General features: G+C 55.3%; 20 protein-coding genes and 1 pseudogene. 10 read left to right on the top strand and 11 right to left on the bottom strand.

The window, feature by feature from the left end:
* Nucleotides 1–13: 13 nt before the first annotated feature.
* From FGI04_RS02930 to dgt, 7 genes and pseudogenes are all read right to left on the bottom strand, one after another.
* The gene (locus FGI04_RS02930; protein ID WP_342700163.1) at nt 14–1,006 is read right to left on the bottom strand and encodes a sulfate/molybdate ABC transporter ATP-binding protein; all 993 of its coding nucleotides are present in this window, start codon (nt 1,004–1,006) and stop codon (nt 14–16) included.
* Nucleotides 996–1,880: a sulfate ABC transporter permease subunit CysW gene (gene cysW / locus FGI04_RS02925; protein ID WP_342700162.1), complete on the bottom strand. Its 885-nt coding sequence runs from the start codon at nt 1,878–1,880 to the stop codon at nt 996–998. Before cysW ends, FGI04_RS02930 begins: the two co-directional genes overlap by 11 nt.
* Before the next feature lie 17 nt (nt 1,881–1,897).
* Complete coding sequence (gene cysT / locus FGI04_RS02920; RefSeq protein ID WP_342700161.1) at nt 1,898–2,710, bottom strand: sulfate ABC transporter permease subunit CysT; 813 nt, start codon at nt 2,708–2,710, stop codon at nt 1,898–1,900.
* Nucleotides 2,711–2,807: 97 nt separating this feature from the next.
* Nucleotides 2,808–3,818 carry a sulfate ABC transporter substrate-binding protein gene (locus FGI04_RS02915; RefSeq protein WP_029456390.1) on the bottom strand — a complete coding sequence of 337 codons (1,011 nt, stop codon included), beginning with the start codon at nt 3,816–3,818 and terminating at the stop codon, nt 2,808–2,810.
* Between the two features lie 296 nt (nt 3,819–4,114).
* A pseudogene (locus FGI04_RS02910) lies at nt 4,115–5,272 on the bottom strand (CdaR family transcriptional regulator).
* A gap of 204 nt (nt 5,273–5,476) precedes the next feature.
* Entirely contained in the window at nt 5,477–6,928 is a 1,452-nt protein-coding gene (gene degP / locus FGI04_RS02905; RefSeq protein WP_342700159.1) for a serine endoprotease DegP, read from the bottom strand.
* 164 nt (nt 6,929–7,092) lie between these two features.
* Nucleotides 7,093–8,610, bottom strand: coding sequence for a dGTPase (gene dgt, locus FGI04_RS02900; protein WP_342700158.1), 1,518 nt, complete (start codon nt 8,608–8,610; stop codon nt 7,093–7,095).
* 182 nt (nt 8,611–8,792) lie between these two features.
* Between dgt and mtnN the strand changes: the two genes are divergently transcribed.
* Entirely contained in the window at nt 8,793–9,494 is a 702-nt protein-coding gene (mtnN, locus tag FGI04_RS02895) for a 5'-methylthioadenosine/S-adenosylhomocysteine nucleosidase (protein ID WP_342700157.1), read from the top strand.
* 55 nt (nt 9,495–9,549) lie between these two features.
* Nucleotides 9,550–10,383, top strand: coding sequence for a vitamin B12 ABC transporter substrate-binding protein BtuF (btuF, locus tag FGI04_RS02890; RefSeq protein WP_342700156.1), 834 nt, complete (start codon nt 9,550–9,552; stop codon nt 10,381–10,383).
* A 134-nt stretch (nt 10,384–10,517) separates the two neighbouring features.
* Here btuF and erpA read toward each other — a convergent pair whose 3' ends face one another.
* Nucleotides 10,518–10,862 carry an iron-sulfur cluster insertion protein ErpA gene (gene erpA, locus FGI04_RS02885; protein WP_012885775.1) on the bottom strand — a complete coding sequence of 115 codons (345 nt, stop codon included), beginning with the start codon at nt 10,860–10,862 and terminating at the stop codon, nt 10,518–10,520.
* Between the two features lie 79 nt (nt 10,863–10,941).
* Nucleotides 10,942–12,339, bottom strand: coding sequence for a H(+)/Cl(-) exchange transporter ClcA (gene clcA / locus FGI04_RS02880; RefSeq protein WP_407321669.1), 1,398 nt, complete (start codon nt 12,337–12,339; stop codon nt 10,942–10,944).
* A gap of 177 nt (nt 12,340–12,516) precedes the next feature.
* On the opposite strand from clcA, the gene hemL reads away from it, so the two are divergent.
* A complete protein-coding gene (hemL, locus tag FGI04_RS02875) occupies nt 12,517–13,797 on the top strand; it encodes a glutamate-1-semialdehyde 2,1-aminomutase (RefSeq protein WP_407336213.1) in 1,281 nt (426 codons plus the stop codon).
* Nucleotides 13,798–13,861: 64 nt separating this feature from the next.
* On the opposite strand, the gene mrcB is transcribed toward hemL, so the two are convergent.
* A complete protein-coding gene (gene mrcB, locus FGI04_RS02870) occupies nt 13,862–16,396 on the bottom strand; it encodes a bifunctional glycosyl transferase/transpeptidase (protein ID WP_407336211.1) in 2,535 nt (844 codons plus the stop codon).
* Nucleotides 16,397–16,499: 103 nt separating this feature from the next.
* Nucleotides 16,500–18,986: an ATP-dependent helicase HrpB gene (hrpB, locus tag FGI04_RS02865; RefSeq protein WP_407336210.1), complete on the bottom strand. Its 2,487-nt coding sequence runs from the start codon at nt 18,984–18,986 to the stop codon at nt 16,500–16,502.
* Nucleotides 18,987–19,190: 204 nt separating this feature from the next.
* Here hrpB and thpR point away from each other — a divergent pair, with 204 nt between their 5' ends.
* From thpR to panB, 7 genes are all read left to right on the top strand, one after another.
* Nucleotides 19,191–19,724 (top strand): RNA 2',3'-cyclic phosphodiesterase, encoded by a 534-nt coding sequence (thpR, locus tag FGI04_RS02860; protein WP_342700151.1) that lies wholly within the window; start codon nt 19,191–19,193, stop codon nt 19,722–19,724.
* A gap of 10 nt (nt 19,725–19,734) precedes the next feature.
* Nucleotides 19,735–20,454, top strand: a complete 720-nt coding sequence (gene sfsA / locus FGI04_RS02855; protein ID WP_407321677.1) for a DNA/RNA nuclease SfsA — start codon at nt 19,735–19,737, stop codon at nt 20,452–20,454.
* Nucleotides 20,455–20,622: 168 nt separating this feature from the next.
* Complete coding sequence (gene dksA / locus FGI04_RS02850; RefSeq protein ID WP_012768782.1) at nt 20,623–21,078, top strand: RNA polymerase-binding protein DksA; 456 nt, start codon at nt 20,623–20,625, stop codon at nt 21,076–21,078.
* A gap of 92 nt (nt 21,079–21,170) precedes the next feature.
* Entirely contained in the window at nt 21,171–22,079 is a 909-nt protein-coding gene (gene gluQRS / locus FGI04_RS02845; protein ID WP_407273908.1) for a tRNA glutamyl-Q(34) synthetase GluQRS, read from the top strand.
* Between the two features lie 68 nt (nt 22,080–22,147).
* Complete coding sequence (gene pcnB / locus FGI04_RS02840; RefSeq protein ID WP_407337380.1) at nt 22,148–23,551, top strand: polynucleotide adenylyltransferase PcnB; 1,404 nt, start codon at nt 22,148–22,150, stop codon at nt 23,549–23,551.
* Nucleotides 23,548–24,036 (top strand): 2-amino-4-hydroxy-6-hydroxymethyldihydropteridine diphosphokinase, encoded by a 489-nt coding sequence (folK, locus tag FGI04_RS02835; protein ID WP_342700148.1) that lies wholly within the window; start codon nt 23,548–23,550, stop codon nt 24,034–24,036. Before pcnB ends, folK begins: the two co-directional genes overlap by 4 nt.
* Nucleotides 24,037–24,205: 169 nt before the next feature.
* Nucleotides 24,206–25,000 carry a 3-methyl-2-oxobutanoate hydroxymethyltransferase gene (gene panB / locus FGI04_RS02830; RefSeq protein WP_342700147.1) on the top strand — a complete coding sequence of 265 codons (795 nt, stop codon included), beginning with the start codon at nt 24,206–24,208 and terminating at the stop codon, nt 24,998–25,000.
* Nucleotides 25,001–25,015 lie beyond the last annotated feature (15 nt).

Below are 25,015 nucleotides of genomic sequence, written 5' to 3'. Positions count from 1 at the left end.
GCGTTTTTTATACTCAAATTTCCCAGTCATAGTTATAACGCTTCGGCTTGAACTGTACGACATCGCCACGGTGTAAATCGGTCAACACCGCGTCATCATGCGCTACTTCCGCTTCAATCAGTTCATTATTGCCATCCACCTTCAGAACCAGACGCGTCAACGCCCCCAACGGGCGAATGTCTTTCACCACCACCGGCTGGAAATCAGCCTGCGTCTGTTTTGACAACGCCACTTCATGCGGACGGAACTGAATCACCTTGTCATGACCTGCGAGCTTCAACCGGTTGCTGTCCCCGAGGAAATTATAAACAAACTCGGTAGCCGGACGGTTATACACCTCATCAGGCGTGCCAATCTGTTCAATCACGCCTTTGTTCATCAGTACGATACGGTCAGCCACTTCCATCGCTTCTTCCTGGTCATGGGTCACAAATACCGATGTCAGGTTGATGTCTTCATGCAGGCGCGATAACCAACGGCGCAGTTCCTTTCGTACTTTTGCATCAAGCGCCCCGAATGGTTCATCCAGCAGCAAAATTCGCGGCTCCACAATCAACGCCCGAGCCAGTGCAATGCGCTGGCGCTGCCCGCCGGATAGCTGTTCCGGGTAGCGATCCGCCAGCCACTCGAGTTGGACCATATTGAGCAGTTCGCGAACTTTGGTGTCGATATCGCGCTTCGATGGACGTATCGCCTTCGGCTTCATACGCAAACCAAACGCCACATTGTCAAACACCGTCATATGACGGAACAGCGCATAATGCTGGAAGACGAAACCGACATTACGGTCACGCACGTCGTGCCCCGATACGTCTTCACCGTGGAACACAATATTGCCGCTGTCCGGCGTTTCCAGACCAGCAATAATACGCAGTAACGTAGTTTTACCGCAGCCCGATGGCCCTAATAGCGCCACCAGCTCACCACTCTGAATCGACAAATTGATCTGATTTAGGGCCCGGAACTGACCGAACTGCTTGTTAACGTTGTGAACTTCAATGCTCATTACCGGCCAGCTCCTGTTGTTTCTCTTGTTGTTTCGACAAATGCGCTTCACTCCACTGACGCAGCAACAGCACTACCAGCGACATCGCCAGCAGCAAAATCGCCACGCTGAATGCAGCAACAATGTTGTACTCGTTATAAAGAATCTCGATATGCAACGGCAAGGTGTTGGTCAGACCGCGAATATGGCCCGATACCACGGAAACCGCGCCAAATTCCCCCATGGCGCGGGCAGTGCACAGCACCACTCCGTAGATCAGCGCCCATTTCACATTCGGCAACGTGATATGCCAAAACATCTGCCAGCCATTGGCACCCAGCAGTCTGGCTGCTTCCTCTTCCTGACTCCCCTGCTGCTCCATCAATGGGATCAATTCACGCGCCACATACGGCAGGGTGACGAAAATCGTGGCCAGTACAATGCCGGGAACGGCATACACAACTTCCAGATTATGCTCCGTCAGGAATGGATATAGCTTGCTCTGTGCACCAAACAGCAACACATACATCAAACCCGTCACGACCGGCGATATGGAAAAGGGCAAATCCAGCAACGCCAGCAACAGCGATTTGCCCCGGAACGCAAACTTGGTTACACACCAGGCGATAGCCAGCCCGAAGACCATGTTCAGCGGTACCGAAATCACCGTTGCCAGCAGGGTCAGCTTAAGCGCAGAAACCGCATCCGGCTCGGTAATCGCATTCCAGAACGCACTGATACCGTTATGCAGCCCTTGCGTAATCACCATCACCAGCGGCAAGACCAGAATCAGAACAAATACCAACCAGGCCAACGCCGTCAGCACATAAAACGTTGTCGGACGCTTAGCGGTGGACGGGCGCTCCGCCACAGGCGCAGAAATACTGTGATCCATGCTCATCCTTTATACTTCTATAACGAGGGTTGAATGCGCCGCTGCAACAGGTTAATCAGCAACAGCATGATAAAAGAGACCACCAGCATGAACACACCGATACCGGTCGCGCCTTTGTAATCGTACTGGTCCAGTTTGGAGACGATCAATAACGGCAGAATTTCTGTCTTAAACGGAATATTCCCGGCAATAAATACCACCGATCCGTACTCCCCCACACCGCGTGCGAATGCCAGCGCAAAACCAGTCAGCCAGGCCGGTAAAATGGCCGGTAACAGAACGTGTCGGAAGGTCTGCCACGGGTTTGCGCCCAGGCAGGCAGACGCTTCCTCCACCTCTTTGGGAATATCTGCCAGTACCGGCTGTAAGGTACGCACCACAAACGGCAAGGTGACGAAGATAAGCGCCAGCGTAATACCAATCCCCGTATAAGCAATGCGAAACGGAAACAGCGAACCGATAAGACCATGTGGGGCATACAGTGACGTCAGTGCAATCCCGGCGACAGCAGTAGGCAAGGCAAACGGCATATCGATCATCGCGTCGATAATTTTCCGGCCAGGAAAGGTATAACGCACCAGCACCCAGGCCAGCAGCGTGCCCAGAATACCGTTGACGAAGGCCGCCGTCAGTGCAGAACCAAAGGATAATTTCAGAGAAAACAGCACATGACGACTGGTGATAAGCTCCCAAAACTGGGTAAGCGTCAACTGACTGGCATACAAGAACATAGTGGCCAACGGAATCAGGACAAGCAGCCCCAGATAGGTAAGGCTAAAGCCCAGAGTCAGACCAAAACCGGGAATTACCGGTGAAATACGTCGCGACATAACAAGCCTTTCAATGAAAAAACACGGATTGCCGACTCAGACAACCAACATGGCAAAACCGCCCCGATGGAGGCGGTTTTGACGGTCAGGATACCGTTTATTTATTAATCTGTTTGAAGATAGCGTCGAACACCCCGCCATCATCGAAGAACTTGGGCTGCGCATTTTTCCAGCCGCCAAATTCATCATCGATCGTCACCAGCTTCACGGGTGCAAACTGGGACTTAAACTCCTCGGCAATTTTCGCATTGCGTGGGCGGTAAAAATTCTGCGCGATGATACGCTGCCCTTCGTCGCTGTAGAGGTAGTTCAGGTAGGCTTCTGCCTGTTTGCGCGTGCCTTTGCGATCCACCACTTTATCGACTACCGCCACCGGCGGCTCCGCCAGAATGGACAGGGACGGCGTGACGATTTCCAGTTGGTCGCCACCCTGCTCTTTGAGCGACAAATACGCCTCGTTTTCCCAGGCAATCAGCACATCACCCAACTGACGCTGCACAAAGCTGATGGTCGCGCCACGCGCACCGGTATCCAGCACCGGCGCATGCTTATAGAGTTCGGTCACGAATTTTTGCGCGCTTTCATCGGTTCCGCCCGGCAAGTGTTTAGCATAGGCCCAGGCAGCCAGAAAGTTCCAGCGAGCACCACCAGAGGTTTTCGGGTTCGGCGTGATCACCTGCACATCCGGCTTAATCAGGTCATCCCAGTCTTTGATATGTTTCGGGTTACCTTTGCGCACCAAAAAGACAATGGTCGAGGTATAAGGCGTGCTGTTATCCGGCAAACGCGCCTGCCATTTCGGGTCAATCAATGGCTGATTCAGATTAAGCGCATCAATGTCACCAGCCAGCGCCAACGTCACAACATCCGCCTGCAAGCCATCAATCACCGAGCGCGCCTGCTTACCTGAACCGCCATGGGAATTTTTCACGGTAATCGTTTCGCCGGTGGTCTCTTTCCAGTGTTTGATAAATGCTGCGTTATATTGCTGATAAAACTCACGGGTCGGGTCATAAGACACATTCAACAATTCCGTAGCAGCCGACGCTACCCCCGACAATAACAACGCGGCAGTAGCCAGCGACCATCCCAAACGACGCATTGACATTATGATGATTCCCCTCAAAGTCTGCCCGTTGCTTGCGCGAGCGATCAAAAAAGCCCAGAGACCCGTTGACGGTTATCCTGCTACCGGCACAACGGCCAGACCGCACCACGGCGGCCAGTGTTATCTATGAGAGGGACAATAGAGGATAAGGCGGAGGGGAAAAAATACTGTTTCGAGATAATTTATGCTCTCGGGTTATATTATTGAGGGCTTAACAGCGCTTTTGAATCTAAGGTAAGCGGCAGGCCTGTAGCCTGCCACCTGTCATCGTTAGTGATGGTATGCGAGGGTACAGCTTACTGCTCTTCATCCAGTTGCAGAGCAATATACAACAATAGCCGATCGTCAAAGTTGCCCAAATCCAACCCGGTCAGTTCAGATATCCGATTGAGGCGATACTCCAGCGTATTGCGATGTACAAATAGCGCCTTAGCCGTTGCCCCCGGCTGTACGTTGTTGCGAAACTAGGCGTTCAGCGTGCGGCGCAGTAAACCATTGCTGTCCATCGCCTTCAGCCTGGCTAACGGCCGAACCAGTTCGTTGGCCTGCCAACCACCACGTAAGCTATCAAGTAGCACTGGCAGCATCAGATCCTGATAGAAGTAACTGCGCTGGGTCGGCATACGTTGTTTGCCGACGCTCATGGTGGTGCGGGCGGTTCGATAGGAACGGGCAATACTGCCGGGGCCAGTAAAATAGTTACCCAACGCCACCCGTACCCGTAACCGGCTGCTTTCTTCCATACGCGACAACAACGTATCGACGCGACGTCGATGCTCTTCAGCATCCCAGCGGCTGTGGTTGTTGAGCGCGGGCTTCAGCACCACCATTTCCGTCAGTGAGACTATCGCGATCAGATTGTTGCGCTCCGGCGTCGTCAGCAGTGTCTGCAATTGCTGTAACTCCGCCATGGCACTGTCCACCCCTAACTGGCCGCTATCCACCTCAACCACGGCCGCCACACGCGGCTGATTCAGGTCGATACCAAGGCGTTGCGCCCACTCCATCAACGCAGGCGAGAGGTCATCCGTACGAATCAGGTTCAGTACCAGTTCTTCCCGTAAGCGGCTGTCCTGCGCCAGCATGTGCAGCAATCGCGCCTGTTCTAGCATCATCTCGGCCGTCATGCACACCAGTTCGCCGTAATGGCGTAACTGCCCAGGGTTACCCGTCAGACCAATCACACCGACGATTTCGCCGTCGATTTTTAGCGGCAGGTTGATACCGGGCCGGACGCCATGTAAATGACGCGCGACTGCGTCATCAATATCCACCACCCGTCCTTGCGACAGCACCAATAGCGCACCTTCATGCAATTCCCCAATACGCTCGCGATCACCACTGCCAATAATTCGCCCACGTGCATCCATCACATTGATATTACTATCAATGATTTGCATGGTACGTGCGACAATCTCCTGTGCCAGTTTGTCATTCAGGTGGTATGACGCCATATCAACCTCAAGGGATAGAGACAACCGCACCAGCATAACGCTGGGTATAGCGCCAGACATTGTGCAAATGAACAAAAACTGGGGGATCACACAGGAACTGTGGAATAACTCACAAAACAAGCGAAAAAAACATGACCGGGTGGTGATCATCCGGTCATGTTTCTGGTCAGGCTATTGAATTAATAGCATTAATGAACCAACAGATTATTGAATCAACAAATACAGGTCACTGCCACCGCGGCGAATATTCAGCGCCAGCACCGGCGGCTTGCTGTCGATAATCTTGCGCAATTCACCGATATTTTCGACCGGTTGCTGGTTCACACCGAGGATCACGTCATCAGGTTTCAGGCCAATCTTCGCTGCGGCGGAATTCGGTTTCACCTTCTCGACTTTCACGCCTTTCTGCCCGTCCACCTGCGTATTACTCAACTCGGCCCCTTCAATCGCGGAGTTCAGATTACCGGATTCGACCTGCGACTGCGTGCTCTGCTGCAGCGTAACGTCTACCGAGAGCGGCTTCCCATCACGAATCAGCCCCAGCGTCAGTTTGCTGCCTACCGGCAGTGAACCAATCTGGGCACGCAGCGCGGAGAAGCTACTGATGGTCTTCCCGTTCATCGACACGACCACATCCCCGGCTTTAATCCCAGCCTTGGCAGCGGCGGAATTCGGCTGCACCTGGCTGACGAAGGCCCCACGCTGAGCATCCACCTTCATGGCTTTGGCGATATCGGAATTGAGTTCGGTGCCTAAAATCCCCAGTTCGCCACGTTTCACTTCACCGTATTCGACGATCTGACTAACCAGATTCTTCACAATATTACTGGGGATAGCAAAACCGATACCGATGTTACCGCCACCGGGGGCGAGGATTGCCGTGTTCAGGCCTATCAATTCCCCATTGAGGTTGACCAGCGCACCACCGGAGTTACCCCGGTTGATAGCCGCGTCGGTCTGAATAAAGTCTTCATAGTTTTCAATATTCAGGCCACTGCGCCCCAACGCGGAAATGATCCCGGATGTCGCGGTTTCCCCCAAACCGTAAGGGTTACCGATAGCAACCGCATAATCCCCCACACGCAGTTGATCAGAATCCGCCATCTTAATCTCCGTCAGGTTGCGGAAATCTTTCAACTGAATCAGCGCTACATCCGAGCGTGGATCCTTACCAATCACTTTCGCGTCGTATTTACGACCGTCATTGAGGCGAACCTGAATTTTATCGGCGTTTTCCACCACGTGGTTATTGGTGACGACATAGCCTTTGGCCGCGTTAATAATGACCCCCGCCCCTAATGCCTGGAACTCCTGTTGCTGTGGTGCATTGTCTGCGCTACCGTCATCGTCATCATCGCCGCCCTGACACATCGGCGATGACTGGAAAGGTGATCCCTCCTGACAGAAAGGCGAATTATCACCGAAGAAGGGCTGCATTTGCGGCGGCACCTGGGCACCCTGACTGGCCGTGGTATGCCCTTGCACAGAGATATTCACCACTGAAGGCATCACTTTCGACAACATGGGGGCCAGACTCGGCAACTGGGCGCTGGACGATGACACCGACTCAGCGGCAGTAGCAGTGGCTGGCAGCGTCCCCACCGCTATCGCCAGACTCAGCGCTAACGCGCTCAACATCAATGATTTTTGTTTCATAGCGATATGTCTCACAATTCAGTCAACGAGAGAACTCTGACAGCCATTCACAGCGGTCAGGAGCAGTGAGTCCACTATGCGCAGCTGCGCCTATTCTGTGCAAGATGGTGAAGGGTAAGGAAATATTGTCCATATTTACAAAACTCTGACCGTCTTCACCTGCATCAATCCACCGCCATCAAGCGACGATATTCATCGTAAGCGTACAAATCGGTCATCCCGCTGATGTAATCGAGAATCAGCCGGGCACGGTAGTAATACTCCCACACCTCTTGCTCTTTATCGGATAGCGCCGCCAGAGAACGGGTCGCCTCGCGGTAGGCATGACAATGCTTGCTGGAGAGCTTGTGGTATAACCGGGTTTCGATGGGATAACGCTTGTGGGTATCGTCCGCAACTAACTGGCAGAAATCGCGGTACGGCATGTTCAGCAGCGGGCTATAAATCTCCAGCAAACCACTGATGATGCGATCGCCCTGTAGTTCAAGTTGCTCGACCTCATGATGATTAAACACGAACTTTCTGGCGACATCTTTAAAGATCTTTAATAATCGCCCGTAGTCGTCTTTCTCTTCTTCCAGCAACGAATGGTTGAAACTTCCCTCATAAATCGCTGGCAGATTGTCGATAAAACGCCGCGTGGCATAACGCACCATCGTATTCACGGTGTTGACCCGCAACTTCATGAAAAACTGGTCACTTTCGCTACGCCCCGGCAAGTGTTGCCGCTCTTCATAGGCTAAATCGACAGTACGGCTGAAGACGTCTTTCTCCGCCCGTTCTCCCCAGGCTTCTTCCAGACGGTGATAAAGCTGCTGATAGGTGATGATTTTCTTTTCTACCGCATCTTCCAGATCGGCAATGCAGTAAGAAATATCATCCGCCGCCTCCATGATGTAGGTCAGCGGGTGACGGTGAAACTCCGCCATATTCAGTTCACTGCGTAACTGCTGCACGAACGCCTCTTCCGACAGGTAAAACCCGACCTTTTTCATCAGGTAACTGTACGCAGACGGTGTTGACTGCGCCCAGTAAGCCGGTTTGGTGTACTTCAAAATACAGCCGATCTGGGCATAGGTCAGATTGAGCTTCAACAGCGAATGCACTAGCCGGATCGCTTGAGCATTGCCTTCAAAGTTACTGAGATCATGGCGGATACGGTCACGCAGTGCGTTCAGTTCTGCACTATCTTGCTCATCGAATTTCAGACAAGACACCAGACAGGGATCAGGCTGTGAATCTTGCGTTTTTTCTCCCGGTGATAAGCGTTGCCTGAACCAGTTATTGATCGCCGCCTCGCCGAAATGCCCAAACGGTGGATTGCCGATGTCATGCATCAGACACGCCATTTCCACCAGACTCTCGAACGGCGTTTCCAGTGGCTCCAACCCCAGCGCCTCCAGTTGCCCGCTTTTACGCAACTGCCGGAAAATCTCTTTGGCGATATAGCGACCGACCTGTTGTACCTCCATGGAATGGGTCAACCGGGAACGCACCGCGGCGTTACGCTCCAGCGGAAATACCTGCGTTTTTTGCTGTAGCCGACGAATAGCCGCAGAGTTAATGATCCGCCCGCGATCGCTCTCAAACTCCTGCACAATGGCATACTCGTCCTTTTTGTCCTTTTTCCTGCCAAAGCGTCGCTGGAAACTGAGTTTGGTTGAGAAATCGATAGCAGACATACTGTTCTCCATGTAATGCCCTGATCAGAGGGGCCTGCAAACACGCGGCGTATAACTGACGTGTGTTGGTACGGGTATCACCTCAGTGATAGCACGTCCCCGAGCAGGTGTACAATCGCTGCCCGCCTTAAGCCGTGATAGACTAAACTTTTGTGACTTTTGACAAATTGGTGGGGACCCCTATGAAAGTTGGCATTATCGGCGCAATGGAACAAGAAGTAACCCTGTTAAGAGAGCAGATCCAAAACCGCCAGACCTTCCAGCGCGCGGGCTGCGAAATTTACAGCGGCCAGTTGCACGGCGTGGAGGTGGCCTTGCTGAAATCCGGTATCGGTAAAGTATCCGCCGCGCTGGGTACTACGCTGCTGCTGGAACACTGCCAGCCGGATGTGGTGATTAATACCGGTTCCGCTGGTGGTCTGGCGTCATCACTCAAGGTAGGGGATATCGTGGTTTCCGACGAAGTGCGTTATCACGACGCGGATGTCACCGCGTTTGGTTACGAACCCGGCCAGATGGCGGGTTGCCCGGCCGCGTTTGCCGCCGATGAAAAGCTGATCACGCTGGCACAGGGAGCCATCAGCCAGTTACAGTTGAACGCCGTACGCGGGCTGGTCGTCAGCGGTGATGCCTTTATCAACGGTAAAGCGCCGCTGGAACGTATCCGTCACACGTTCCCACAGGCCATCGCTGTAGAAATGGAAGCCACGGCCATCGGTCATGTTTGCCATCAGTTTGGTGTACCTTTTGTTGTGGTACGTGCCATTTCCGACGTTGCTGATCAGGAATCACACCTCAGTTTCGACGAGTTTCTGGTTACCGCCGCTCAGCAGTCAACCAAAATGGTGGAAACCATGCTGCAGGCACTGGCGCAAAGCTATTAATTGCTGCCTCCGGGGCTACCCACGCCCCGGTTCGTTTATCTTCGAGACCCGCGCCGTGACATCCTTTTATTCTCTCATACGGTATTCTCGCATCCTGTGGCTGTTGGTCCTGTTATGGCTGTTACCCTGTCGGGCTGAGCCGGTAGCGCAGCGTGTTGTTAGTCTGGCACCACATGCTACCGAAATGGCGTTTGCCGCCGGGCTTGGCGAACAACTGGTCGGCGTCAGCGCCTGGTCCAATTATCCGCCAGCGGCTGAACACATCGAACAGGTCGCCAACTGGCAGGGCATCAATCTGGAGCGGATTCTGGCATTAAAGCCGGATTTGGTACTGGCATGGCGAGAAGGCAATGCCCAGCGCCCCCTGGAGCAACTGGCGTCATTCGGCATCCACATTCTGTACCTTGACCCCACTACACTCGATGACATTCCGCGCCAGTTAGACATGCTGGCGCAGTACAGTCCGCATCCGGACCAAGCGCATGAAGCCGCCCAGCAGTTTCGTCAGCAACAACAATCACTGGCACAGCAATATAGCCACCGTACACCGGTACGGGTGTTTTTGCAGTTTGGCAGTCAACCGCTGTTTACGTCATCGCAGGCAACATTACAAAGCCAGGTTATTAGCCTGTGTGGTGGCAGTAATATATTTGCCGACAGCCCAGTGCCCTGGCCACAGGTCAGCCGCGAACAGGTGATTCGACGTCAGCCTCAGGTCATCGTTATCAGCGGTCCACCCGCTGCGGTAGAGCAGGTCAAAGCCTTCTGGCAACCGCAACTGAACCCTGACGTCATCGCAGTTAATGAGGATTGGTTTAGCCGCACAGGCCCACGGCTGATGTTGGCAGCAGAACAGCTGTGCCAACAATTCGCCGCCCGGCAAGGCTGACTACCATCCACACCCGCTGGAGTACCGACATAAAAAAACCCGTACGCCAGTCAGGCCACGGGTTTTTCTTATATTCCCGCCATACCTCAAGTTGCAGGACAACTCGAATTATTTAGGGTATGGACGAGCTATTGTCAGATACTGAAAGAGGAACCACATCCACAGGTGGTTTTGGCGTTCGGGTTCGTTACCACAAAACGCGAACCTTCCAGCCCTTCGGTGTAATCCACCGAGCCGCCGATCAGGTATTGCAGACTCATCGGATCGACCACCAGGGAGACCCCTTGTTTCTCAATGGTCATATCACCGTCGTTAACCTTATCATCGAAGGTGAAACCATACTGGAAGCCACTGCAGCCGCCGCCAGTGATGTAAACCCGAAGTTTCAGTTCCGGATTCTCTTCATCGGCAATCAGGAGTTTCACCTTATTAGCTGCCGCATCGGTAAACTGCAGGGGCAGTGCTACATCATCGCTCATTTTTTTACTCCCAATCAATACCGGGCGGAATTCAACAGCCCTCATTATCGTTTTATTATCCAACAGCACCCGACAACGTTCAAGATTTGATACCAGCACCGGTTTCGGCCGTTAGTGCTTCTTGCTGCGCCTGACGCTCCAGTGTGCGCGCCAGAATACTCGAGTAAAGCGGCTTACCACCAAGGAACTGTGCCACCAGCGTCGCGCCAAGGCACGTAATGATCATCGGTAAAATCAGCTGATAGTTGTCCGTCATCTCCAGAACCAGCACGATACCGGTCAGCGGCGCGCGAACCGATGACGCGAACAACGCCCCCATCCCCGCGACGGCAAAGGTTCCTGCACCAAGTCCCCAGTCGGGAAAAATATGTGCGCATACCATACCAAACGCAGCCCCCAGCAACGTACCCAGCGACAACATGGGAGCAAAAATCCCCCCCGGCGCGCCGGAACTAAAGCAGAGCAAGGTCATCCCGACCCGGGCCAGAAAGATCACCAGCAGCATCCCGACCCCATAGTGCTCCGCCGCCGCAACCGGTATCAGCGTAAAGCCGCCGCCCGTCGCATCGCTGAATGCCAGCGTCAACAACCCAGATATCCCACCTACCACCAGCCCGGTGAGCAAAAATCGCGGCAGTGAATGGCCGTGAAAGCGCAAAAAACGCGCCTGTGCCCCCAGCACCAACACATTGAATATCACCCCGACAGCACCAAACAGAATGCCAAGCAACAGATATAACCCCAGTGTTCCCACTGGTGCGGACGGCAGTTGGCCCACATTGATCACCGCGTGATCGCCTTCCAGCAACCGATAGACGATGCTGGACATAATCACGCCGATAAATACCGCTTTGATGGAAATCAGGTTGTAGCGAAACTGCGGGCGCATCTCTTCAATAATGAACAAGATACCAGCCAGTGGCGCATTGAACGCGGCGGACAAACCGGCGGCCGCGCCTGTCGCCAGCAGTGAATGCCGGACATCCCCTTTACGCGCCGGGAGCAACGCCGCCACCATACCGCCAATATTTCCGCCCAGTTGTACCGTCGGCCCTTCACGCCCCAGCACCATACCGGCACCCAGCGTTCCAATCCCACCGAAGAACTTCACTGGCAGCACCCGCCACCAGCGTACCGGGCGCAAATCTTCTAACGCCCCCTCGATTTCAGGGATACCAGAGCCACCAGCTTCCGGCGCAAATCGACGCACCAGCCCGTAACCCGCCGCTGCCAGCAGAGCGGATATCACGATACTCAGCGGCCACACCCAGGCACTACCAGACAAAGACGACAGCGAGGACACCCGCCAGTGCTGTACGGCATTGACCACCTGATTGAACCCCACCCCGACCAGTCCAACCAGCGTGCCGGTCAACGCGGCCATCACTAAGATGTAGAAAGGGGTTTTATCACGACGAACAAGTTGTCTGATAGCAGCGCGACGTACCGCCGCAGGCAAAGAAAAGGAAGAATGCATGACAGTAAATCAACGTTAATATCACGGACAAGGCTCTCATTTTAGTCGTGTAGCGACGTACTTGCCCAGCAGGAATACTGATGGCGGAAAGCTAAAGTGTGTCCGGCGATTTCACAACGCGAAACAGACGATTAGAATGGGCGTCACTCGCTATGCAAATCCAATCAGGAAGCCGCAATGAATAAATCTGAAAGTCTGTATGCCGCCGCCCGTCAACTGATTCCCGGTGGGGTTAACTCGCCGGTGCGCGCCTTTAACGGCGTTGGAGGCGTTCCCCTGTTCATTGAACGGGCGGAAGGCTCAAGACTCTACGACGCGGATGGCAAATCCTATATCGACTATGTGGGATCCTGGGGGCCGATGATTCTGGGCCACAACCACCCGGCCATTCGTCAGGCGGTGATTGAAGCCGCTGAGCGTGGCCTGAGCTTTGGCGCGCCGACCGAAATGGAAGTGAAAATGGCGCAACGGGTGACCTCGCTGGTACCGGGCATGGAAATGGTGCGCATGGTGAACTCCGGCACCGAAGCGACCATGAGTGCTATCCGTCTGGCGCGTGGTTTCACCGGCCGCGACAAAATCATCAAATTTGAAGGCTGCTATCACGGCCATGCCGACTGCCTGCTGGTGAAGGCAGGTTCCGGAGCACTGACGCTGGGGCAACCCAACTCTCCCGGTGTACCGGCTGATTTTGCCCGCCATACCCTGACCTGCACCTACAACGATCTGGACTCGGTACGTGCGGCATTTGAACAGTATCCGCAAGATATCGCCGCGATTATCGTCGAGCCAGTCGCGGGCAACATGAACTGCATTCCACCTCAGCCAGAGTTCCTGCCGGGGCTGAGAGCATTGTGTGACGAATTCGGCGCGCTGCTGATCATCGACGAAGTGATGACCGGTTTTCGCGTGGCGTTAGGCGGTGCACAGGCGCATTACGGCGTACGCCCTGACCTGACCTGCCTTGGCAAAATTATTGGCGGCGGGATGCCGGTGGGCGCGTTCGGTGGGCGCCGTGATGTCATGGAAGCACTGGCACCAACCGGCCCGGTTTATCAGGCAGGGACACTGTCCGGCAACCCGATCGCGATGGCCGCTGGTTTCGCTTGCTTGAGTGAAGTGGCTAAACCCGGCGTTCACCAGACACTGACCGAGCGGACGACGCAACTGGCAGAAGGTTTGCTGGCAGCCGCGAAAGCACAACACATCCCGCTGGTGGTAAACCATGTCGGTGCCATGTTTGGTATCTTCTTTACCGACGCGGCACAGGTGACCTGCTATCAGGATGCGCTGAAGTGTGATGTGGAACGATTCAAACGCTTCTTCCATCTGATGCTGGATGAAGGCGTCTACCTGGCGCCGTCGGCGTTCGAAGCCGGTTTTATGTCGCTGGCACACAGCCCAGAGGATATCGAGCACACGATAGCGGCCGCTCGTCGCTGTTTTGCCGCCCTGTAAGCAAACACCAGAAAAAATACGCCCGGCAAGCCGGGCGTATTACTCACTTATCTGCGGCGGGTCGTTACTGCCCGAACATCTGTTTGATCCAATCAGGAACGCTGCCACCATCTTGTTGCTGGCTTGGTTGATTTGGCTGACCCGGCTGACTTGGCTGCGGCTGACTCTGGCTGCCCGACGATGTGGCTGGCGACTGCACCACCTGCTGCTGGCTGGCCTGACACAGCGCTTGCGGATTATCTGTCCACACCGGCAATGCCCGGCCCGCGCTACCATTACAGATAAAGTTGCCGCTGCTATCCACCGTCATGGTGGTAATGCTTTCCGGCGGTGTCAGCATCAACGGTAGCGGCGTCTGGTTTTCCAGATAGCGACGATAGATGGTCAACGCCCCGTTGGCCCCGGTGAGTTTCGCCGGGCCGTTGTTATCACGTCCGACCCAGGTGATCACCACTTCTCTGCCATCGACGCCCGCAAACCAGCTATCGCGCAAATCGTTAGTGGTACCGGTTTTCCCCGCCAGATGGTAATTGCCGAATTTCACCATCAGCGAACGCGAAGTACCACGCTCCACCACCTGTTGCATGCCGTACAAGGTCAGGTAAGCCGCCTGTGACGGCACCACCCGTTCAGCCTGTGGGAAGCTCTGATACAGCACCTTACCGTCTTCAGCAATCACCGAGCGCAACGCCGAAAGCGGCGCGCGGCTGCCACCGCTGGCGATAGTCTGGTACTCCTGCGCGACTTCCATCGGCGTCAGGCTGATAGCACCAAGCAGCATCGCCGGTACCGGCTGAATCTGGTTCTGCGGGATCCCCAGTTTCTGTAGTGTATCGCTGATCTGATCCAGCCCAACGGCCATCCCCAGATTGACCGTCGGGACGTTGAGTGAATTCGCTAGCGCATCCACCAACATCACCCGACCACGGAATTCGCGATCATAGTTTTTCGGCTCCCAGATGGTGCCGTTCGGCTGTTTAAGCGCAATCGGCTCATCCGGCAGGATGGTATTCAGACGGTAACGATCCGGCATACTGAGCGCGGTCAGATACGTCGGCGGCTTCGCCAGTGAACCAACCGAACGACGCGCCTGCATGGCACGGTTAAAACCAGCAAACTGCGCATCGGAACCGCCCACCATCGCCCGGACCTCGCCGCTGAAGCGATCGACAATCACCATCGCCGATTCCAGGTCCTTAACACCGCGCGCGGCGCGCAGTGCAGGGATGCCGTCTTCCACCGCTTTTTCCGCCGCATCCTGCGACACCGGATCCAATGTGGTGAAGATTTTCACCCCAGACAGATCGTTCGCCTTGTCACCCAGCCGCTGCTGCAATTCCTGGCGCACCATCTGCATAAATGCCGGTTGCGGGCTTATCACACCGCCTTTCGGCTGCACGCCTAACGGACGCGCACTCAGCATGTTATACAGGTCTTCGTCGATGACCTGCTGGTTCTGCAACAGCTTCAGCACCAGATTACGGCGCTCCAGCGTGACCTGTGGATTACGCCACGGGTTGTACAGCGACGCCCCTTTTACCATTCCCACCAGCATCGCCTGCTGATCGAGGCTCAGCTCGTCTACCGGACGTCCAAAATAGTAAAGACTAGCCAGCGGGAAACCGCGGATTTGATCGTTACCACTCTGACCGAGATACACCTCGTTCAGATACAACTCCAGAATGCGATCCTTGCTGTAACGGTAGTCCATGATCAACGCCATATAGGCTTCGTTGGCTTTACGCCACAACGAGCGCTCGTTGGTCAGGAACAGGTTTTTCACCAACTGCTGGGTCAGCGTACTGCCACCTTGCACTGCCCGGCCCGCCGTCAGGTTGGCTATCAACGCACGGCCGATGGAGTAGAAGCTGATACCGTCATGCTCGTAGAAATGGCGGTCTTCGGTGGCGATCAGCGTTTGCACCAACAGGTCGGGGAAGCCGGAACGCTGAACAAACAGCCGCTGTTCACCGTTTGGCGATTGCAGCATGGTAATCAGCTTCGGATCGAGCCGGAAGAAGCCGAAATTACGCTGATTGTCCATGTTTTGGATCTGCGACAGCCGATCGCTGCTGAAGATCATCTTGGCGTGGATCTGCCCTTCTTTGCCATCCGGGAAATCGAACGGACGACGCAGAATTTCAATGCTGTTGGCCTGCACCGTAAACTCGCCCGGACGGGTAATCCGGCTCACATCACGGTATTGCATGCCTTCCAGCAGCGTTATCATGTCTTTCTTGCTATAAGGCATACCGGGCTCAAGGCTGACCATGCGGCCATACACCGCCGCTGGCAATTGCCATACCTTGCCGTCGATACGACTGCGGATTTCTCCGTCGAGGTACACGCCGTAAACCGACATCACCACCACGAAAATCAGGAACAGCCGGATAAGCCACCCCAGCCAGCGGCGCTTTTTACGTGGCCGCTTGCTCATGACCTCTTCCTCGTCATCCTCGTCATAGTCGTCTTCATACTCATCGTCATAATCGTCGTCGTAGTCATCATCCCTGCGACGGCGCGTCGCTTGCCTGCGAGGGGGAGTGTGTCGTGACGCACTACGTTTGCGCCCGATAGGTTCGCGGTCATCCCGAGACATTACAGTGACATCTCCATCAGGTTACTGACGGCTCAGGGTTACTCACCATGGCCGTCTACTCTGTGTCTCCCACACCACACAAGGAAGGGGGAAACATCTGAAATTAGGTGTTCTGGTATTTTCTGGTACGCCGCGTTGGCGCCGTATTCGCCGGATCATCCGGCCAGACATGTTTGGGGTAGCGCCCTTTCATTTCTTTTTGCACCTCGCGGTAAGCCCCATTCCAAAACGCCGCTAAATCACGGGTTATCTGCAATGGCCGCATCGCCGGAGAAAGCAATTCAAGCACCAGCGCGACTCGCCCCTCCGCCAGTAGCGGGCTCGCCTGCTCACCAAACATTTCCTGCAACCGAACCGCCAGCACCGGGGGCTGATCCACCTCATAGCGGATCGGTAAATGGCTACCACCAGGCGCGGTATAATGACTGGGCAACGCACTCTCCAACCGCTGACGTTGCGGCCAATCAAGCAGCCGCCACAGTGCCTCACTCAGGTTGACCTGGTTGAGCGTACGGCGATCCCGCACACCGTTTAACGATGGCAACAACCACTGTTCCAACGATGCCAGCAAAGCAGCGTCATCCACCGCAGGCCATGCCACCTCCGGCAACCACTGCCGGGCGCACAGCAGACGCTGACGCAACTGTTGTGCCGGTTCATCCCAGTTCAACACCGACAGCCCTTGTTCGCGCAGCCAGTTAAGCATCGCCTGCTGCAATGCCTCGTCCGAGGGTTTTGCCAACGGACGGGAGGACAACGTCAGGCTGCCAATATGCGTTCGCAGGCTGGCGCGCAGGGTACCTTTTTCTTCGTCCCAGTGCATCAGATTCTGTTCAGCCACCAGTTCCGGCCGCTGCCGTACTAACGTGTCGATATCCACCGGCAATGCCAGTAACACACGCGCATCCGCGCTGTTCAGGCTTTGCATCAGTACCGGGGCCAACAGCCATTCTGAGGCTGCCAACGCCTCATCCACCGGCAAACTGGCACCGGTACCGTTCGCCAGTTGATAACGTCCATCCTGACCGCGTCGTCGGGCGAGGCGATCGGCAAACCCTATCGAGAGTAACCATGCCGCCAGGCCCTCATTCACCTTACCTGAAGCCTTACCCACACGGCGCGCCAGTTGTTGCGCCCGGCGTTGCCAGTGGCCAGCAGGTCGATGCAGAGCATCGAATAAATTGGGGTAGCCTGCGCGTGGCGGCTCTTCGATAATTGCCGCCAATAATGCCGCCGTCGCCAGTGCATCGTCGTCCTGCCCGGCGGCATGCAACATCGCCGCCAGTCGAGGATCGCAGCCCAACGCGGCCATCTTACGCCCATCAACCGTCAGACGCTGTTGCGTATCGCACACGCCCAGTTGCAGTAGTAAACGCTCAGCCGCCAGCAACGCCGGTTGAGGCGGACTATCCAGCCAGTTGAGTTGAGCGACATCATGACAACCCCATTGCAGCAGATCCAGCCACAAACCGGACAGGTCGCTGTGCAGAATTTCAGGCTCACTTTGCGCCGTGGCGCGTTCGGCCTGCTCGCGGGTGAACAAATGCCAGCACACGCCCGGCTCAAGTCGTCCGGCACGCCCGGCACGCTGCACCATGGATGCCTGACTGATACGCTGTGTCGTCAGCCGGGTCAGACCGGTTTTAACATCAAACAACGCCACCCGCTCCAGCCCGCAGTCCACGACCACTCGAATCCCCTCAATGGTGAGACTGGTTTCAGCAATGTTGGTCGCCAGCACCACTTTGCGCCGCCCGACGGCGGCTGGAAGAATCGCCTTTTGTTGCTCTGCCAGCGTCAGCGCGCCATAGAGCGGACACACATCGACCTGACAAACCACCTCGTCAGGAGCCACGTCGGCCGAGAGTGCGTTTTCCAGCAGTGTCTGCACCCGCTTGATTTCCGCCACACCCGGCAAAAATACCAGTAATGAACCGGCTTCGTCCTGCAACAAACGATAAACGAGTCGGGTGGTGGCCTCTTCCAGTCGCTGCTGCGAGCCGACCGGCTGGTAATGTCGCGCAACCGGCCATGAACGCCCTTGCGACGATACGCTAAGCGAATGAGGTAATAAGGAAGCCAGACGGGTATTGTCGAGCGTGGCGGACATAATCAATAGCTTCAGGTCATCACGCAGCCCTTGCTGGACATCCAACAGCAACGCCAGCGCCATATCCGCCTGCAAACTGCGCTCATGAAACTCATCCAGCATGACCAGCGAAACACTCTCCAGCGCCGGATCCTGTTGCAGCATTCGGGTCAGAATACCTTCTGTCACCACCTCCAGTCGGGTTTGGCTGCTCACCCGGCTTTCTGAACGCATACGGTAACCGACAGTCTGCCCAGGCGTTTCGCCAAGCCACTCCGCCAGCCGGAAAGCCACACTTTTAGCGGCCAGCCGACGAGGTTCGAGCATAATAATGCGACCGGGAAACTCGCACCGCTGTAATAACTGCAACGGTAACCAGGTCGATTTTCCTGCGCCGGTCGGCGCGTGCAGCAACACCTGCGGTACGGTATGCAACGCCTGGATGACCTCATCCACGACGGCGCTGACAGGGGGTAGATTCACATAACGCTCCGTCACCATACAGTCCCATTCACTGACGTAATCATCATCATTCGTTATCTGTGGTGCTCAACACACCATCAATGAATAAAGAGAAAGAACACCCCACCGCTCATCAGGACATGACGATAAGAGGCAAAACGCCGCCTTAACTTTATTCGGCTGGCATTAACTTTATTTGGCAAGCATTGTAGCATCGGAACCCCGCAGAACAGAGAGATTGCCATGACGCCAACCCGCCGCCTGTTTTTTGCCCTTTCGCTACCAGACGAGGTCAGCCAGCAGATCGTGCACTGGCGTGCAACGCAATTTGCTCACGATGCCGGACGCCCGGTGGCGGCCGCGAATCTGCACCTGACGCTGGCCTTTCTCGGTGAAGTTAGCGAGGCCAAAATGCAGGCATTAATGACACTGGCAGGTCGCATCCGCCAGCCAGCATTCACCCTGAATCTCAACGATGCAGGACACTGGCCACGCCCTGGCGTGGTATGGCTGGGCTGCCGCCAGGCACCACGTGGCTTATTGCAACTGGCGGATATGCTGCGTTCACAGGCGGCGCGCAATGGCTGTTACCAGCCAGCGCAACCTTTCCACCCGCACATTACGTTGCTGCGCGGCGCTACCCGCGCGCTGTCGCTTCCCGCCGCCACATTCAACTGGACGGTACAGGCCGAGCAATTCTTTCTTTATGAATCATCCACTGAAACTGGGCGTACCCATTATCGCCCGCTTGCCCACTGGCCGTTGCTGACAGCCTAAGAGACCATTCATGCAATTTTCCCCACCGCTGCGCCCGGCCACGCTGCTTAAACGCTACAAGCGATTTCTGGCCGATGTGGTCACCCCCGACGGCACCACTCTGACGTTACATTGCCCCAATACCGGGGCGATGACAGGCTGTGGCACGCCTGGCGATACTATCTGGTATTCCACATCCGATAACCCTAAACGCAAGTATCCTCACACGTGGGAACTGACACAAACCGCGCAAGGGCACTGGATTGGTGTTAACACCTTGCGGGCGAATCAACTGGTGCTTGAAGCGCTGCAAGCCGACAAACTTCCGGATTTAGCAGGTTACACCACTATCCGCACCGAAGTGCGCTATGGTTCAGAAAACAGCAGGATAGATCTGTTATTACAGGCAGAAGGACGTGCTGACTGCTATATTGAAGTCAAATCAGTCACATTATTGCAACATGGATGTGGTTACTTTCCCGATGCGGTGACCCTCAGGGGACAGAAGCATTTGCGGGAACTGCAACAGATGGCGTCACAGGGTTGTCGCGCCGTATTGTGTTTCGCCGTACTGCACTCTGGCATCGGCCAGGTTTCAGCGGCGCAACACATTGACCGACATTACGCCGAATTATTACAACTCTCACGGCAGCAGGGGGTTGAAATTCTGTGTTACGGTACCCATATCAGCCCGGATAGCATGACGCTAACAGGGCTGTTGCCGTTCAATAACGTGACGTCAGCGAGCTAATTCTGCCACGCGTTATGTATTATCTGATGGGATTATGTCGTTCCTCACACTTTGTCAGGCCAGTGTCGGGAATCATTGCCAACCACACCTCCATCTGTTATTTATAGCGGCCTGTTTTTCCCCCTCGGGGGATCGATACTGCGTGTCGTGTTATGTAGGAGAAGCAACATGCAAGAAGGGCAAAACCGTAAGACATCCTCTCTGAGCATTCTCGCAATTGCCGGAGTGGAGCCGTACCAGGAGAAGCCGGGCGAAGAATACATGAACGACGCTCAGCTGGCTCACTTCAGGCGTATTCTTGAAGCATGGCGCAATCAACTCAGGGATGAAGTCGATAGAACCGTATCGCACATGCAGGATGAAGCAGCTAACTTTCCAGACCCGGTAGACCGTGCCGCTCAGGAAGAAGAATTCAGCCTTGAGCTGCGCAACCGCGATCGTGAACGTAAGCTGATCAAGAAGATTGCCAAAACACTGCAGAAAATTGAAGACGAGGACTTTGGCTATTGTGAGTCCTGCGGCGTGGAAATCGGCATCCGCCGTCTGGAAGCACGTCCCACCGCTGATCTGTGCATTGACTGCAAAACACTGGCCGAAATCCGCGAAAAGCAGATGGCTGGATGATATCGTCCGGCGGGAAAGCCTACCGCCCTACCGCCGGATCTTTACTGATTATGGCCCGTCACCCTTCATCCTGACCGGCACGATATCGCCGTATGTCTGAATCTCTCCCGTATGTCGGACGCTTTGCGCCCTCACCTTCTGGCGATCTCCATTTTGGCTCCCTGATAGCCGCATTGGGCAGTTACCTGCAAGCTCGTGCCTGCCAGGGTCGCTGGCTGGTGCGTATCGAGGATATCGACCCACCGCGCGAAGTACCCGGTGCCGCTTCCCGTATTCTCCGTCAACTGGAACAGTATGGCCTGCTGTGGGATGGCGAAGTGGTGTATCAGTCTCAACGCCATGAGCGTTATCGTGCGGTGCTGGCTGAATTGCAGCGTCAGGGGAAATGCTATTACTGTACCTGCACCCGACAACGCATCCAACAAAACGGCGGCTACTACGATGGCCACTGCCGTGATCGCGGATTACCCCCAGATAACGCCGCGTTACGTCTTCGCCAGACACACCCCGTCCTGCACTTTCACGATCGCCTGCGTGGACGGATTGATGCCGACCCGATGCTGGCGAAAGAAGATTTTATCATCCATCGTCGTGATGGCTTGTTTGCCTATAATCTGGCGGTGGTGGTGGATGACCACGATCAGGGCGTTACCGAAATCGTACGTGGCGCAGACTTGATTGAACCGACGGTGCGGCAGCTATCGTTGTACCAACAGTTGGATTATCCGGCACCAGACTATGTGCATCTACCGCTGGCGCTTAATACCGACGGCAATAAGCTCTCCAAGCAGAATCACGCACCGGCTTTACCTGATGGTGACCCTCGGGCCGTACTGGTGCAGGCTCTGGCTTTTTTGCACCAGCCTTTGCCGACGCACTGGCGTGATCTTGAAAGGGACGCCTTGCTCGCATGGGCCATAGCACATTGGTCACTGGCGATGGTCCCTGTCGAAGCCGCTCTTACATCGCCGGAAATAACATCAGCATTCTCAAAGGGCTGAGGGTGAGCTATGATTAGCCGCTATTTTTTGTTGTACCGCTAAATTTTCAATGATTATCGAGGTGTATTATCTTTACCCGGGTAGCTAATTTTTGCCGCAAGGTACTGAATCGTGAGAATGAGCCCGTCAGTGTGGACAATCCGCCGCAGGCAATGACAGTCATTCCTCGCGACCAGCATGCCATTTCACGCAGTGACATTAGTGAGAATGCGCTGAAAGTACTGTATCGCCTGAGCAAAGCGGGCTATGAGGCTTATCTGGTAGGCGGCGGTGTCCGCGACCTGCTGTTGGGCAAAAAGCCCAAAGACTTCGATATTACCACCAACGCCACCCCGGAACAGGTTCGCAAATTGTTCCGTAATTGCCGGCTGGTGGGCCGACGTTTCCGTCTGGCGCATGTGATGTTTGGCCCGGAGGTGATCGAGGTCGCCACATTCCGCGGTCACCATGAGCTGCATCAAGAGCAGGAAACCAAGAATGCCGCCCAGCAAGGCCACAACGGCATGCTGCTGCGCGACAACATTTTCGGCACCATTGAAGAAGACGCCCAACGGCGCGACTTCACCATCAACAGCCTCTATTACAGCATTGCTGACTTCACCGTGCGGGATTACACCAACGGCCTGAACGACCTGCGTCAGGGATTGATTCGCCTGATTGGCGACCCGGAAACCCGCTACCGTGAAGACCCGGTACGTATGCTCCGTGCGGTACGCTTTGCCGCCAAACTCGGTATGCGCATCAGCCCTGAAACCGCCGAGCCGATTCCTCGTCTGGCCTCGTTGCTGCACGATATCCCACCGGCGCGGTTATTTGAAGAATCGCTGAAGCTATTACAGGCGGGCCACGGTTACCCCACCTACCAGTTACTGTGCGAATACCAGTTGTTCCAGCCCCTGTTCCCGCTGATCAGCCGTTATTTTACCGCGAATGGTGAAAGCACAATGGAACGGATGATCGTGCAGGTCTTGAAGAATACCGATCAGCGCATCCAGAACGATATGCGGGTTAACCCGGCATTTCTGTTCTCCGCCATGTTATGGTATCCGCTGGTGGAGCATGCCCAGAAACTGACGCAGGAAAGCGGGCTCGCTTACTTCGAAGCCTTTGCGCTAGCCATGAACGACGTTCTCGACGAACAGTGTCGCTCGTTTGCTATCCCTAAACGGATTACCTCGCTTGTCCGCGATATCTGGCAATTGCAATTGCGCCTGTCACGTCGTCAGGGCAAACGCGCGTTTAAACTGATGGAGCATCCGAAATTCCGGGCAGCGTATGACTTGCTGTGTCTGCGGGCGGAAATTGAAAACCATCAGGAATTACAGCGTCTGGCACAATGGTGGGGCGAGTTTCAGGTAGCGGCACCGCCGCGCCAGCAAGTGATGCTCAACACGCTTGATGATGGCCCAACACCGCATCGCCGTTCTCGTCGTCCGCGTAAACGTCCAATTCACCGGGATAATAACCGATGACCTGCGTGTATCTGGCGTTGGGAAGCAACCTGTCCGAACCATTGCAGCAAGTACGTGCGGCGCTGCGCGCGCTGGACGCCATCACGCAAACCCGGCTGGTGCGTTGCTCGTCATTTTATCGCAGCCGCCCGCTCGGCCCGCAGGATCAGCCCGACTACCTCAACGCCGTCGCCGAATTACAGACCGGATTATCGCCAGAGGCGCTGTTGGACAACACCCAGCGCATTGAGCTGGAGCAAGGTCGGGTGCGCAAAGAAAATCGCTGGGGCCCGCGCACCCTCGATCTGGATATCCTGTTGTTTGGCGACCTGACGCTGCATACCGAGCGGCTCACCGTGCCGCACTATGACATGAAAAACCGCGAATTCATGCTCTACCCGCTAGCAGAACTGGCACCAGAGCTGGTGTTTCCCGACGGCGAACCCCTGGCAACTCGTTTGCAACACGTCCCCCGTAACGGCTTAAGCCTGTGGGACGAGCACTAAAACTCACCGTTTCGCCCCCTAACCAGAGTCAATCATGATGCGCGTCCGGCATCGGCTGGATGCCAATCGTCTGTTTTACAAATAGAAACAGACTGCTGTTCCTGATGCCTGCCTTCCATTAGAATGATTTCCCCTTGAATTGCCATTGAGTTGACTCAGGAAGGTTGCCATGAAAGCGACGACGATTTCCCACCTGCGCCAGTGGAAGCAGGAACAGAAAAAGTTCGCCACCCTGACGGCTTACGACGCCAGCTTTGCCCAACTATTTTATGAACAGGGAATCCACGTCATGCTGGTGGGAGATTCTCTCGGTATGACCGTACAGGGCCACGATTCAACCCTGCCCGTTACCCTTGATGACATGGTGTACCACACCCGTTGCGTCCGACGCGGTGCGCCATATTGTCTGCTGTTATCCGACCTACCCTTTATGGGTGCCACCACGCCAGAGCTCGCCTGTCAGCACGCCGCAGAACTGATGCGCGCTGGTGCCAATATGGTCAAAATCGAAGGCGGCAGTTGGCTGGCCCCCACGGTGCGTATGTTGACTGAACGTGCCGTCCCGGTGTGTGGACATCTGGGGCTGACGCCACAGTCAGTCAATATCTTTGGTGGTTATAAAGTCCAGGGCCGTGATGAAGCGGCTGCCAGCCAACTGCTGGAAGATGCCCTGGCGCTGGAACAAGCAGGCGCTCAACTGCTGGTGCTGGAGTGTGTACCAGTTTCGCTGGCGCAGCGGGTCACCGAGGCGCTGAGTATCCCGGTTATCGGCATCGGTGCAGGCAATGTCACCGATGGCCAGATTCTGGTCATGCACGACGCGCTTGGCGTAACCGGCGGGCATACGCCGAAATTCGCCCGCAACTTTATGGCGGAAGCGGCGGATATCCGTGCGGCTATTCGTCTGTACGTGCAGGAAGTCGAACAGGGAACCTTTCCTGATGAAAAATACAGTTTTATTTAACACAGGAGTAAGCGT

This window comes from Dickeya ananatis (genome assembly GCF_019464615.1).
Classification (GTDB): domain Bacteria; phylum Pseudomonadota; class Gammaproteobacteria; order Enterobacterales; family Enterobacteriaceae; genus Dickeya; species Dickeya oryzae.
This window is presented reverse-complemented; position numbering and strand designations above follow the sequence as displayed.

What these genes read in the sequence shown, in the direction of transcription:
- FGI04_RS02930 (WP_342700163.1), bottom strand. Translation starts at nt 1,006, where the DNA reads ATGAGCATTGAAGTTCACAACGTTAACAAGCAGTTCGGTCAGTTCCGG.
- cysW (WP_342700162.1), bottom strand. Translation starts at nt 1,880, where the DNA reads ATGGATCACAGTATTTCTGCGCCTGTGGCGGAGCGCCCGTCCACCGCT.
- cysT (WP_342700161.1), bottom strand. Translation starts at nt 2,710, where the DNA reads ATGTCGCGACGTATTTCACCGGTAATTCCCGGTTTTGGTCTGACTCTG.
- FGI04_RS02915 (WP_029456390.1), bottom strand. Translation starts at nt 3,818, where the DNA reads ATGTCAATGCGTCGTTTGGGATGGTCGCTGGCTACTGCCGCGTTGTTA.
- degP (WP_342700159.1), bottom strand. Translation starts at nt 6,928, where the DNA reads ATGAAACAAAAATCATTGATGTTGAGCGCGTTAGCGCTGAGTCTGGCG.
- dgt (WP_342700158.1), bottom strand. Translation starts at nt 8,610, where the DNA reads ATGTCTGCTATCGATTTCTCAACCAAACTCAGTTTCCAGCGACGCTTT.
- mtnN (WP_342700157.1), top strand. Translation starts at nt 8,793, where the DNA reads ATGAAAGTTGGCATTATCGGCGCAATGGAACAAGAAGTAACCCTGTTA.
- erpA (WP_012885775.1), bottom strand. Translation starts at nt 10,862, where the DNA reads ATGAGCGATGATGTAGCACTGCCCCTGCAGTTTACCGATGCGGCAGCT.
- clcA (WP_407321669.1), bottom strand. Translation starts at nt 12,339, where the DNA reads ATGCATTCTTCCTTTTCTTTGCCTGCGGCGGTACGTCGCGCTGCTATC.
- hemL (WP_407336213.1), top strand. Translation starts at nt 12,517, where the DNA reads ATGAATAAATCTGAAAGTCTGTATGCCGCCGCCCGTCAACTGATTCCC.
- mrcB (WP_407336211.1), bottom strand. Translation starts at nt 16,396, where the DNA reads ATGTCTCGGGATGACCGCGAACCTATCGGGCGCAAACGTAGTGCGTCA.
- hrpB (WP_407336210.1), bottom strand. Translation starts at nt 18,986, where the DNA reads ATGGTGACGGAGCGTTATGTGAATCTACCCCCTGTCAGCGCCGTCGTG.
- thpR (WP_342700151.1), top strand. Translation starts at nt 19,191, where the DNA reads ATGACGCCAACCCGCCGCCTGTTTTTTGCCCTTTCGCTACCAGACGAG.
- sfsA (WP_407321677.1), top strand. Translation starts at nt 19,735, where the DNA reads ATGCAATTTTCCCCACCGCTGCGCCCGGCCACGCTGCTTAAACGCTAC.
- dksA (WP_012768782.1), top strand. Translation starts at nt 20,623, where the DNA reads ATGCAAGAAGGGCAAAACCGTAAGACATCCTCTCTGAGCATTCTCGCA.
- gluQRS (WP_407273908.1), top strand. Translation starts at nt 21,171, where the DNA reads ATGTCTGAATCTCTCCCGTATGTCGGACGCTTTGCGCCCTCACCTTCT.
- folK (WP_342700148.1), top strand. Translation starts at nt 23,548, where the DNA reads ATGACCTGCGTGTATCTGGCGTTGGGAAGCAACCTGTCCGAACCATTG.
- panB (WP_342700147.1), top strand. Translation starts at nt 24,206, where the DNA reads ATGAAAGCGACGACGATTTCCCACCTGCGCCAGTGGAAGCAGGAACAG.